This window comes from Bosea vaviloviae (assembly GCF_001741865.1).
In the GTDB taxonomy this organism is placed as follows: Bacteria; Pseudomonadota; Alphaproteobacteria; order Rhizobiales; family Beijerinckiaceae; genus Allobosea; species Allobosea vaviloviae.
Map to the genome: position 1 here is coordinate 2878333 of NZ_CP017147.1, position 12244 is coordinate 2890576.

9 protein-coding genes and 1 pseudogene are annotated in these 12244 nt (G+C 64.8%); 4 read left to right on the top strand and 6 right to left on the bottom strand.

The features are described from left to right. Positions 1 to 3: 3 nt before the first annotated feature. Entirely contained in the window at positions 4 to 786 is a 783-nt protein-coding gene (locus BHK69_RS13250) for a class II aldolase/adducin family protein (RefSeq protein ID WP_069690514.1), read from the bottom strand. A 696-nt stretch (positions 787 to 1482) separates the two neighbouring features. On the opposite strand from BHK69_RS13250, the gene BHK69_RS13255 reads away from it, so the two are divergent. From BHK69_RS13255 to BHK69_RS13265, 3 genes are all read left to right on the top strand, one after another. Continuing rightward, a complete protein-coding gene (locus BHK69_RS13255) occupies positions 1483 to 1965 on the top strand; it encodes a MarR family winged helix-turn-helix transcriptional regulator (protein ID WP_069690515.1) in 483 nt (160 codons plus the stop codon). Positions 1966 to 2223: 258 nt separating this feature from the next. Continuing rightward, the gene (locus BHK69_RS13260; protein ID WP_069690516.1) at positions 2224 to 3186 is read left to right on the top strand and encodes a Bug family tripartite tricarboxylate transporter substrate binding protein; all 963 of its coding nucleotides are present in this window, start codon (positions 2224 to 2226) and stop codon (positions 3184 to 3186) included. Between the two features lie 657 nt (positions 3187 to 3843). Continuing rightward, positions 3844 to 7305 (top strand): DUF2339 domain-containing protein, encoded by a 3462-nt coding sequence (locus BHK69_RS13265; protein WP_069690517.1) that lies wholly within the window; start codon positions 3844 to 3846, stop codon positions 7303 to 7305. 68 nt (positions 7306 to 7373) lie between these two features. On the opposite strand, the gene BHK69_RS13270 is transcribed toward BHK69_RS13265, so the two are convergent. Together BHK69_RS13270 and BHK69_RS13275 are read right to left on the bottom strand one after the other, a co-directional pair. Next, entirely contained in the window at positions 7374 to 8069 is a 696-nt protein-coding gene (locus BHK69_RS13270) for a DUF2161 domain-containing phosphodiesterase (protein WP_069690518.1), read from the bottom strand. A gap of 527 nt (positions 8070 to 8596) precedes the next feature. Further along, the gene (locus BHK69_RS13275) at positions 8597 to 9616 is read right to left on the bottom strand and encodes a glycosyltransferase family 2 protein (protein ID WP_083269347.1); all 1020 of its coding nucleotides are present in this window, start codon (positions 9614 to 9616) and stop codon (positions 8597 to 8599) included. On the opposite strand from BHK69_RS13275, the gene BHK69_RS13280 reads away from it, so the two are divergent. Further along, positions 9579 to 10928 (top strand): glycosyltransferase, encoded by a 1350-nt coding sequence (locus tag BHK69_RS13280; RefSeq protein ID WP_244548489.1) that lies wholly within the window; start codon positions 9579 to 9581, stop codon positions 10926 to 10928. The genes BHK69_RS13275 and BHK69_RS13280 overlap by 38 nt on opposite strands. Positions 10929 to 10969: 41 nt before the next feature. On the opposite strand, the pseudogene BHK69_RS33555 reads toward BHK69_RS13280, so the two are convergent. The 3 genes and pseudogenes from BHK69_RS33555 to BHK69_RS13290 all read right to left on the bottom strand — a co-directional run. Further along, positions 10970 to 11068: pseudogene (locus BHK69_RS33555) on the bottom strand (sugar phosphate nucleotidyltransferase); the annotation flags it as partial. Between the two features lie 51 nt (positions 11069 to 11119). After that, positions 11120 to 11881 carry a hypothetical protein gene (locus BHK69_RS31380; RefSeq protein WP_083269352.1) on the bottom strand — a complete coding sequence of 254 codons (762 nt, stop codon included), beginning with the start codon at positions 11879 to 11881 and terminating at the stop codon, positions 11120 to 11122. A 111-nt stretch (positions 11882 to 11992) separates the two neighbouring features. Continuing rightward, complete coding sequence (locus BHK69_RS13290; RefSeq protein WP_158516201.1) at positions 11993 to 12223, bottom strand: hypothetical protein; 231 nt, start codon at positions 12221 to 12223, stop codon at positions 11993 to 11995. Positions 12224 to 12244: the final 21 nt, after the last annotated feature.

Below are 12244 nucleotides of genomic sequence, written 5' to 3' on the forward strand. Positions count from 1 at the left end.
CTGTCAGCGCCGGCGGGCACGGGCCTGTTCGAGCCACATCTCCCAGGGGCGATGGACCTGCGCCTCAATGCTTGCGACGCAGGCGCGGCTTTCGCCTTCGGTGAGATAGGTGACCTCGCCGAGCTGCATCGCCTGGAGCTGATAGCGTGCGTTGAGCTCGGCATAGACGGCCCGGTAGACCGCCTGCTTGATCGAGCCGCCGACCACGGTCGAGCCGTGGCCGCGCATCAAGACGATGTCGTGGCCGTCGAAATGCTCGGCAAGCGCGCGGCCGAGATGATTGCTGCTGATCAGCAGATCGGTCGCGTCGCCCCCGGCCTCGCGGATCTCGAAGACGGGCGCGCCCTGGCCGACGAAGCCGGCCATGTGGAACATCGCCTTGAGCCTTGTGCCCTTGACGACGCTGAGCGGCACGATCGAATGCGAGTGGCTGTGAACCACGGCCATCACGTCAGGACGCTTGCGGAAGATCTCGGCGTGGATGAAGCGTTCGAGATAGACCTTGCGGCCGGCAGCGTTCACCGCCTCGCCATCGAGCGTGAATTCGACGATGTCTTCGGCCGCGACCCGGCTCGGCGCCATGTTGCGGGCGAGCAGGAAGCGATCGGGCCGGCCGTCATGGCGCACGCTGATATGGCCGAACGCATCGACGACGCCCTGATCGAACAGGATGTGGTTGGCCGCGATGAGGTCCTCGACGATCTCCGGGGAGGGCGCGACCGAGGCTGTGGCCGTGTCGGCCAGGTCGACGGCGATGGGGTGGTTGCCATGGTCCGAGGTGCACATAAGTCGGTCTCTCCTCGCCTTGATCGCAGCGTTCTATAGGCCAGCCAGCGGCACGGCAGTCGCTCCGCCGTGCCAGCGCGGGCGATCGGAAGGGATCGATGAGGATGCGAAGCTGCATGCGGCGCCGCGGATTCCCGAAGCCGGAAATCGCTGGGCCATCCTCCCCATCTACTCGATCTCTAACGGATCGTCCGTATACTGATTAACAGGATACGCGCAGATTTTTCACTGTCAACCGGCCGGCGGCATCGCGCCGTTCGGCCCGGGCAGGGCAGGGGGCGCGATTGGATGGTCGAGATACGGGGCCGCTTTGGACTGTTGCGCGCGCGTCGATGCCGGACGTCGCTTTGGCAGCACGGCGGCGGGAGCGCTGAGGTTGGTTTGGAGACTACGCGAGCCCTCATCCTGAGGGGCCATTCCGGCAGGAATGGCGTCTCGAAGGATGCTCCAGGAGGCTCCCGAACCATCTGGAGCATCCTTCGAGACGGCCCTTTCGGGCCTCCTCAGGATGAGGGCTGGAGTTTCTAAACAGGGCTCTGAGGTCAGTTTGACCGCTTACGGAATGAAAGCATACGATCTATAGCGGAAACCGGACATCTGGCCGGGCAATATTCGCCTGTGCCGGCTGATGAACAACCTAAAGCACGGACATTCGAGCGGCGAGACCTGCTGCTGTTTCACTAGGGCAAAGCGACGATGTCGATGGATGATATCTATCTCAAACCTGGCCATCTCATTCGGCGCGCGCAGCAGATTGCCGTCTCGATCTTTCTCGAGGAATGCGCGCCGGTCGATCTGACGCCTGTCCAGTACGCAGCTTTGGTCACGGTGCGCGAGAACCCCGGCATCGACGCGACCCGCCTGTCGGCGCTTGTCGCCTTCGACCGTTCGACGCTCGGCAATGTGCTGGAGCGGATGGAGGCGAAGGAGCTGATCCTGCGCTCGGGCAGCAAGGACGACAAGCGCATCAAGGTGCTGCATCTCTCGCCAAAGGGCGAGCGCGTCCTGAGGGATGCCGAGCCGCTGGCGCAGCGTGCCCAGGAGCGCATCCTCGCTCCGCTCCTGCCCGCGGATCGCGAGGTCTTCATGCGGATGCTCGCGCAGCTCGTCGAGCTCAACAATGACGCCTCGCGCGTGCCGCTGCGGCTTGCTGCGGTGCGCCCTCCCGACGCGGCCTGACGGCCCCGCCTTTCCCGAGATCGAGATTGCGGTCGAGGCCGTTTCACGAGCCGGGGTTCGTGAGCGTGTGGTTTGACAGGGTTGAGATGTGGTGCATACTGATAATGAGTATGCGTTCTTATCTCGTGAAGCGCCCTGAGGGAGCCGGCAGTTCCTAGCGCTGCCGGGCCCGCCCCGCGACGAGATCCTGATCGCAGACCGCCTTTCGACCTGAAGCGAGAACCGCCACCAAGGCGGCCGTATCTGGAGGAAACCCTGGTGATCATCACACGACGTGCGGCCCTGATGGGGCTCGCGGGCAGCGCGCTCGCGCCCCGAACCAGCTTTGCTCAACGCAAGATCGTGAGGCTCGTCGTGCCCGCCGCCGCGGGTGGCGCCATCGACGTCATCGGGCGGCTCTACGCCCAGCGCATCGCCCCTGCGCTCGACGAATCCTGGGTGGTCGAGAACAAGGCCGGCGCCAGCAACACGCTCGGTGCGACCGACGTCGCGAGGTCGGCGCCCGACGGCACGACCTATCTGACCAATGCCGACATCCACATCATGGCGAAACATGTGATGCGCAACGTGTCCTATGATCCGCTGACGGATTTCACGCCGATCTCGCGCTTCGCGACCTCGCCGATGGTGCTGATCGGTTCGAGCAAGACGCCGCAGACCATGCCGGCGCTGATCGCCGATATGAAGGCGAGGCCCAATGAGTACAGCTTCGCCAATTCGGCGCTGGGCAGCATGGGCCACCTCGCCACCGAGAGCTTCAAGCGCCGCACCGGCACCAGCGCGGAGCTGGTCAATTATCGTGGCACGGCTCCGGCGATCACCGATGTGGTCGCCGCCCAGGTGCAGTTGATGGTCGCTCCGCTCGGCTCGGCCCTGCCGTTCATCAGCGATGGCAAGGTGCGCGCCTTCGCGATCATGGGTGCGCAACGCAGCAAGCTCCTGCCGAACGTGCCAACCGCTGGCGAGCTCGGGCTGGCTGATTTCGACTTCACGCTCTGGTACGGCCTATGGGGGCCGAAGGGCCTGCCGGCCGCTACGGTGCAGCGCGTCAACGTGACGGTGCAGGCGGCGTCAAAAGATCGCGAGATCGTCGACAAGCTGACCGCACTCGGCGCCGAAGCCGTGACGGAGGACGCGGCGAGCTTCGCGCGCTTCATCGCAGCCGAGACCTTGCGTGCCAACCGCGTCGTCGAAGAGGCGGGGATCAAGCCGGGCGGCTGACGGACGTTCGGCGGCAGCGGTTCGGTCGACCTCATTCGCATGCCGGCGCAGCGTAGCCTGCGCCGGGTGCGGCTTCCGGGACGGTCAGCTTCCAGGCCGTCCAGCTTGCGCTCCCGCCAGCGCGCCGCAAGTCGCCCATGCTGCCTCTCGGAAACTCCGTTCCCCACCAGCCCGGCACTTGGCGTGGCCAGCAGGTCTTGGCTGGCTGGCAGGTCTTGAGACCCACGCCATTGGACACAGCCTGTGACGATAGGTTATTGCCATCAACGATTGTCTAGCGGCGGTTGAGGGTATGTTTTGGACGCTCTGGTTCTGCTCGGCCTCGTAGTCCTCGGCTTCCTCATCGCCGTCCCGTGGGCGGCCTTCTCCGCAAGCGGACGAGCCAATAACGCGCTTGCACTTATTGCGAGGCAGCAGGCTGAAATCGACGACCTGCGATCTGCGGTAGCCGCGCTTCGCAGAACCCTTGTGGAGCATAGCCAGCCAGAAGCCGACAGCGAACGCGTTGCCACACAGTGGTCCGCGCACGATACGGCTTCGCCCGCGGATGCTGTCGTTCAGGCTGAGGCCACCCTGCAATCGGCGCCGGATATTCCGCCAGAACCCGTCGACACTCCCCCGCCGCCACTCGACGCAGTTGAGGCGCCGTCGCCCCCTGTGGAAGAGATCGAGCCGCTTGCCGAGGCGGCCCGCGATGCCGAGATCGAGCTGGAGGTGTCCCCCCAGACCTTCGAAGCACAGACCTTCGAAGCACAGGTCGAGCCCTCAGCATCACCGCCAGCGGCTGCAACCACTGAGGCGCCGTTACCTCCGCCAGCCGCTCCTCGCCGCGATTTCGAAGAGGCGATCGGCTCGCGTTGGGCGGTTTGGGTGGGTGGTATCGCACTCGCCTTCGGCGGACTCTTCCTGGTTCGATACTCAATCGAGGCCGGTGTCTTCGGCCCTGGCGTGCGCCTGTTGATGGGCGCGGCCTTTTCGCTTCTCGCAGCCGCTGCCAGTGAATATCTGAGGCGGACCGATCGGATCGCCGATCTCGGCCCTGTCTCAGCGGCATTCGGACGTTTGGGCGGCGCCAACATCCCCGGCGTTCTCGCCGGCGTCAGCGTGCTCAGCGGGTTCGGCGTCGTCTTTGCGGCGCATGCGATCTATGGCTTCATCGGGCCTGGTATCGCCTTCGCGTTGATGGGGCTGATCGGCCTGGCCACGCTTGCGGCATCTCTGGTCCATGGCCCAGTCCTTGGACTATTCGGCCTGGTAGGCTCCTATGCGACGCCCATGCTGGTCGCCAGCACCGCGCCGAGCTACGCGTCGCTAGCCATCTTCATCGCCTTCGTCACGACGACCGCCTTCCTTCTGCATGCGTGGCGGCCGAGTCGGGTGGTCACGCTGGGCGCCGTTGCGGGGCACGGCATCTGGACCCTGCTGATCGCACTGGCGGGTCACAATCCGGCATGGGCCTCCTTCCTGCTGATTGTCGGCGCATCGTTCGCGCTCGCCCTGCTAAAGGAATGGCCCGCGCTCAGGGGCCGAGCAGCCCAGGGCGTTTGGACCGTTTTGGGCTTCGACGCGATCGGCCTGATCGCCATCGCCGTTCCGCTGGTTCTGTCCGGGGTCATATGGACAGCCGCTGGTGGTCCCGTGCCGCTCCACGCAGCCATTCTGATATCGGTGCTGGTCGCAGTGCTCTCATCTGTGCGGCACCGTGACCTTGCGCCGCTGGCGCCTCTGGCTGCGGCCGCAGCGGCGGGAATGGTCTTGCTCTGGCCGAGCCGGGAGGCCGCCTTCGGCATCTCGCCACATCTCATCCTCGATCTCATCAGGCTGAGTTTCACAGGCAACGCTGGTCCGGGAATCGGATGGACCGCTGCCTTGATGGCTGTGATCGTCGCCGGGCTTCCCTTCCATGCCCTGCTGACGCGCAAGGGCTCCGGCGCAGGCGGGTTCATCATCCGCGGCTGCCTTGCCTTCGCCTCGGCGCTTGGACCGATCTGTTTGCTGCTGGCGGCAGCCCTGCGCAGCAACGGCTTTGAGCGCTCGACCGGCTTCGCTGCGCTGGCGCTCTTGCTGTCGCTGGCGCTGTTTGGCGCTTCGGAAGTGTTGCTGCCCGTCGAACGACGCAACACGCGGTCACGGACAAACCCGCTCGCCTTCATCGGCTCGGCTGCCTATGCCGCCGGCGGCGCGATAGCGCTCGGCATGGCCGTCGCTTTTGCGCTGCGCGAGACCTGGCTTGTGGTCGGGCTGGCCATCGCCGCGGCAGGCGTTGCCATCATCGCCAGCCTGCGCCCGATACCGTTGCTGCGCAGCATGTCGGCCGCTTTGGCGACGGCCGCATTCGCGCGCCTGGTCTGGCAGCCGATCGTCACCGAGATGGGCTCCTGGCCCATCGTCAACTGGGTGATCCCCGCCTATGCCGGTCCGGCGCTGTGCTTCGCTGTCGGCGCTCTCGCGCTGCGCGCAAAGCAGGACCGGCCCCGCAGCGTGCACGAGGCTTTGGCCGTTGTCTTCGGTGCGGCCTTCGTCTTGCTCGAAATCCGGCAGGTCTTCGCGGGGCCGGATCTCGTGCCGAACATCGCGCTGATCACAGGCCATTATGCAGAGGGGCTACGAAACAGGCTCTTCGAGGAAGCCGTGATGCATGTCGTGGCGATCGGCCTCATCGGGGCAGGATTGCAGCTCCTTGCCCGCCGCCTGGCCGGACGCATCTTCAGCCCGGCTGCAGACATCGCTGCCGCCGCCCTGATCGTGCTGAGCCTCGCTGGGCTTTGTGGCCTGCTCAATCCGCTCTTCGATGGTACGCAGGTGCTCGGGCCGCCCGTCTTCAACCGGCTCATGCTCTACGTGCTGGCCGGCCTGTCTCTGGGCGCGCTGGGCTTCGTGCTCGATCGAGATGAAGCACGCTCGCGCATCGGCGAAAGTCTCACGGCCTGTGCAGCCGTATTGGTTTCACTCGGGGCCATCCTCATCGTCCGGCACGCCTTTGCTGGCCCGCAAATGGCTCCGCGATCCGTTGAGACCGTCGGCTTCGTCGAGGCGGTCATCGTGACGCTGATGCTGCTCGCCCTGACTGCCGCCGCGCGGATCTGGCACACAGCCGCGAGCAGCCGCGTGACCGAATATGCGATGCGCGCGCTGGCCTTCCTGGCGATCGGATGGGCGACGCTCGCGCTGGGCATCCTGCGCAATCCGATGATCGACCACAGCGGCGTCTCCGGCCCGATCATCTTCAATCGAATCCTATGGGGATATGGCGCAGCGACCCTTGCTTTCGCCGGCCTTGCCTTCTGGACGCGCTCCGCCCGTCCAGCAATCAGTCAAGCCTTCGCCAAGACCGCGATCGGCGGGGCGGTGCTGTGCGCCTTCCTGCTTTTGAGACATGGCTTCCACGGGCCACTGCTCGTCTCCGAGGTGCCGGTGACGCTGGCCGAAGCCGGTTGGTACGCGTCTCTCGGCTTCATCGCGGCCATTGCCATCATGATAGCCGGTTCGGTCAGGCTGTTCGGCCGCTCGGTCAAAGCACGCGCGGAAAGCGTGGCTATTGCCTCCTGCACCGCCTTCGGTCTTCTCTCGGGACTGCTCGCCAATCCGCTCCTGACGGAGGCGCCCTTGGCCGGGCCGATCATCCTCGACAATGCCTTGGTCGGCTATCTCATGCCGTCACTTCTCGCCTTCACTGCCGCGCGCTGGACACGCGAATACATCACAGCCCCGCTGGCCAGGCGCATCTTTGGCGCAGCCGCGATCATGGGCAGCCTGATCTACCTGCTGATCGAGGTGCGGCGCTGGTTCGTCGGCCCCGACCTGCTGCTCCATGGCGGAAGCGCAGCCGAACTCTACGCCTACTCGGCGGCGCTCCTGCTCTATGGCGTCGCCCTGCTGGCACTCGGCTTCCGGCTGCAATCGAAAGACCTCAGGCTGGCTTCCCTCGCGGTCGTCACCGTGGCGATCTGCAAAGCCTTCCTCGTCGATATGTCGGGATTGGAAGGCCTCTTGCGGGCACTGTCTTTCATCGGCCTGGGAGCCTGCCTCGTCGGGATCGGGCTCGCCTATCAGCGCTTGCTGCGGCGCGAATTTGCGCAGCAGGAGAAGGCCGCAGGCGACGCCTCGGTCTCAGCATAACCTTGGGCGCTTCGGAGCAGACGAAGCTTGGCACGCCGAAAGGAGATCATGCGCGCCGTTTCCAGAATCTAGGCAGACGCATCCATGACCGGGCCTTCATGCCTTCGGTCGAGCGCGGATGGCGGCCACTTCAGCAGCGCGGCGCGACCGGCCTCGGTGAGCGCGTAGACTCCGCGATCGGCGCGTTCGAACCAGCCATAGACATTGCGATGCAGGATCTTCTGGGCGTCTGGGCAGGACGGCTTGAGATCGCGTGGCCGCAGCGGCGTCGCCATCATCGCCGCGGCGCAGGCGAGCGCCTGTTGCCGATAGGCGGTCATGATGGGCATTTTCGTGCCGCCGCCCGCGACCGGATCTCCCTGGCGCCGTTTGTGTTCCTCCACGAGCTTCGAGCGGCGCTTGGGATCCTTGCGCGGCGTCGGCGCCGCCGGGGAGACCAGCACATCGACGCGCCCGAAGGAGGAGACACCGAGCAGCCCGAAGCCGAGGCGCCGGCACAGGTTGCGGTACCTGGCATCGCTCTCGCGTCCCTTGCCCCCGGCCGACAGGCGGGCGGCCAGCCAGATCTCGTCACCGACGCTCATCCGATCCACGCCTTGCAGGACAAGCTCGAGGTTGAAGCTCAGCTTCAGCTCCCCGATCACGACGACAGACGGGTCTCCTTCCTTGAGCCCGACAAGGTCGCATCGCCCGATCTCGCCCTTCACGGCATAGCCGAGGTTTTCAAGGAAGCGCTTGACCGGCAAATAGAGGGTCGTCTCCAACGCGAAATCTCCGGATGCAGCCAAACGCCACTCCCGGAATCGGCTGTCGGGCGATGGGCGGCTGTCGCGACTATGCGGCGGCAGTCGTTTCGGAATGACAAATGGCCCTGAGGCCGCAATTGCAAGCTGCGGGATTGTCCTAGAGCCGGATGACGTTGCGCCCGTCGAGCTTGGCGCCTCGCCCTTTCTTGCCGGCGCTCAGGCCTTGCGCGCTTCCAGCGCCTCAATGCTCGCTTGGCCGTGGGATGCAAGCCAGCGACTGTTGTCGCTCCAGCTCCGCCGGCGAGCGGGCCGACGGTGACAGGATCGGTTATGGAAACCTCCGGAGATCCGAGAAAGCCCCGTCGGGAGCGGCTAACCGTTCCGCCGGTGCCTGACGTAGCGGCATGGGAGCCTTTGAGCGGGCTCGCGGCATCTTGGCGTCAGGCTTCAGCAACTCCAAACCTGCCGCGCTATCGAGGTCGCTCCCCTCAGCACCGTCGGTCCCGGGCCACCTCCCAATATCTGCAATTGGCGCAGAGCTGAACTCAATGACCATTACCGACCAGCGTCTTCGTAAGCGCGCCAACTGACCGCTGCTCGGGGCGGTAGCGGATTTCGATGAGATGGCGAGACATGCTGACGGGTAGAAGGGCGACGAGGATATGAAACAGCGAGAGCACGAGTTTTTTGGGCAGTGAGAAGTATTCTTGAGCGACGACCCCGATCAAGCGGGGAAGTTGAAAATAACGATTGGCGTCTCCGTTGATCGAGGCAAGGATCAGCTTCTTCTCCAGATAAAAGAACGTTCGCTTGGCATCGAGCTGCCGCGATTTCGAATCCTTGGGCATGATCATGTTGAGATGGTCGATCAGGTGCTCGAAGCGCTTCATGTGCTGTTCGATCTTGTCAGTGTCGATCGTGCGGCCCACGCCCGACATGTTGCGGGTGTGGACACGGTAAAGCCCGAGCTCCACCGGGAGAGATACGATCTCGCCGAAGAAGGGGGCGGCGAGAATGATGATTCCGTCAACCGCATCGTCATAATCGGCGTCGCGCAGCAATTCGCAGAGATCGCGCCTGAACACGTTCCCGGAGGTCGGCGGGCTGACATAGACGCCTGTCCTGCGAACACGCTCCCTAAGGTTGCCGGGCTCCCGAATCAGCTCGGGCTCGGGAACCGCCGAGCCCAGGGAGGTGCTGCCGCCGTCGACGCGGCTCAGGCAGAATTGCACCTTTGCGATCGACGGTTGCAGATATGGGACGATCGTATCGAGTGCGCCCGGAACCAACTCGTCGTCGGCATCGAGGAACAACACGAATGGCGCCGTCGTCTGGTCGAGACCAAAGGCGCAGGCCCGGCGCTGGCCGCTATTCTCGATCCGGTAGGCGGTGACCCCCGTCCGGCTGATCACCTCCCATGAGGCGTCCGTCGAGCCGTCATCTATGACGACGAGTTCGCAATCGCTGCGGTTCTGCGCAACTACGCTGCGGATCGCGCGCTCGACATATTCGGCGTAGTTGTAGCAGTTGACGATCACCGCGATCTTGAACATCGAGCCGGTCATGCGCCGCTCCGCTAAAGCTTCGATCCCGGCGCCGTTCGCAGTAGTGGCATGGTGTGCGCCACCGGACGTCAAGCATCCCTTGGCGCAGACATTGCAAGAGCTGTACCGCAGAGCTGACCAGCCGGCGGGCTTGGGTCGATGGCAATTCGGGAGCGCGATGTCGGGCAGGAAGACCAGGCTTCTCTACATCGTGCCGCCGACCCGGTCGTTCGCGGGTATTGAGCGCGTCACCGACTCGATTTGCGCGGCATTGGCCACCAACTATGAGCAGGATCTCGAAGTCTCCGTCCTCTACACCTCTCCCTTCGAGCAGATCATCGGCCAGCAGCGGCCATACGACGTCATTCTGAGCTTCTCCAAGGGACGGCTCGATCTGCTGCGTCGGGTCCGGCGAACGATCGCCAATGGGCAATTCGACCTCGTGATCGTGCCGCAGGTCGAGCCGACGGCGGTGTTCTGGCTCTGCTGCCTAGGCATCCGGCGCCGCTTCATCCTCCATCTCCACGGAAATCCCAGGCTCGAGCGGCGCTCGCTCAAGGCGAGCCTGCTGTTCGAGGCGATGCGGTTTCTGGTACTGCCGCGTCTCGCGCGCGTCTTCGGCACGTCGCCGCGCCAGCTCGAAGCCTTCCAGACCGACTACCCGAGCAGGGTCGAACATGTCTGGGTGCCCAATCCGGTGCGCTCGTTTGACATGTCGGCGCTAGCGCCATCCCCGGGCAATCCGATCCGCTTCGTCACAGTCGGCCGCTTCGCTTATCAGAAGGGCTACGACATCCTGCTGCGCGCCTTCGCGGCCTTCTGCGAGAAACGCGAGGACGCCGAGCTGGTTCTCGTCGGCTATGGCGAAGAGGAGCCGACGATCCGTGCCTTGATCGACGAACTTGGCCTTGCCGGTAAAGTGACGATCGAACATCAACCCGAGAGCCCGGCGATCCCGCTCTCGCGCAGCGACATCTATCTCTCGGGTGCACGCTGGGAAGGCTGGTCGCTCGCCATTTGCGAGGCGCTGCGGTTCGGGTTGCCTGTAGTCGCCTTCGACTGCGAGTTTGGACCGAGCGACATCATTATCGATGAGCGGATCGGCCGGCTCGTCGCGCTGGGGGATATGGCCGGCTTCGTCGCTGCGATGGTGTACTACCACGACCATGCCGTGTCCGAGCGCCGCCATGCGCAGTATCGGGCCGCCTACATCGATCGCTTCAGCCTCGACAAGGTTGTGCATGCGCATGCGCGAGCCCTGCTCGCGGCCGACGGGCGCGTCGAGCGGCAGTCGCTCAACACAGTGAACGCCGAACTCGCCGGAGCATCCTGACGAGGGAGCGGTTGCTGCTCACACCCGGCGATAGATGTCCCCAGCGAGATGAACTGTTTCGGAAAAGCTTCCCGCGAGGCGGGCCAAAGGCGCGATCCTGCTCCGCCACAGAGCACGATGGGTTCAATCGTATCGGCGATATTCGGTGGAGGGCGCGGCGGCGACTATCGACGCCTGCGTAAAGGGGAGCTTCACAAGGCCCTCACAGATGGTTTGAGCCGCTCCAAACCAGAGACGAGCAGCAGGCCGAGGCCAAGTCCAACGGCCTTGACCAAGACGTCGTGCAAGGTGCCGTGGCGTGTCGGTACCCAAGCTTGGGCGAACTCCAGCGTGACGACCGCGGCAAGACCGATGGTGAAGATCGCAATCCGTTGCCGAGGATAGCCGAGTGCGAACGCCGCCGCAGCGGCCAGGAAGGCAAGACTGCGCTCGACATCGGGCATCAGCCACGGCACCGATGGCCGCTGCTCGACGCCAGACACCGTCGCATAGACGATGACGCTCAGGAGCATCCAGGCGGAGAAGCGGGAGAGACGCCTGATCGCCGCTATCCGCGCCCGCACCATGCGCAGAAACCACTGCAATCCGCCCGAGCCTGCCCACTGGCGCAGCGCGCCGCCAACGCCCGAATCCTCGATCTCGACGCGCCAGGCGGTGAGCATCGACGTTTGCGCCTGCAATTGCTCCAGCCGGCCGAAGGCCGCCATCATCTGCGCCTCTGCCTCGACCAGGTTGGCTTCGTCGGCCGGCTCACGGTCAAAATAGATGCCGTCCTCATTGCCCATCAGCGCTGCCGCGCGGGTGCGGGCCTCGTCGAGCCGGTCCGATAGCCCGGTGCGTTCGCGTTCGATCCCGGCAAGGACCTGCCCGAGTTGCCGGTACAGCGGTCCGAGCCTGTCGAGATCCGTCTGGCGGTCTCGATGCGAACTACGAAACCGCGCCGGAAGCATCATTGCCCCGTCTCCCATCGCAATGGCTGGCGGCGGTCCAAAGCGCGATTGCGCCAACCACCCTTGCGGGGATGATCAGCAATTCATGTGCCAGGAAATCGGTCGCGCGGCCGATCAACGCCGCGGGCGGGGCCCGAGGATATCGAGGACGCCGCGTGGCCGTTGCTCGTCGCTCGTCACGGCCCGAGACCTGAGGGCGGTTAGAACGACAGCCAAAACAGCGACGATTGCGCTGGCGACAACGGCGGTGGCGATCAACGCCACCAGCAAGCCGTGAGCCCACATCAGCCAGAGGGTCAGTGCACCGCTGGCAAAAGCCGCGAAGAATAAGACGATCAGCATCACTCGTGCTTTCGCGGCTCGCTA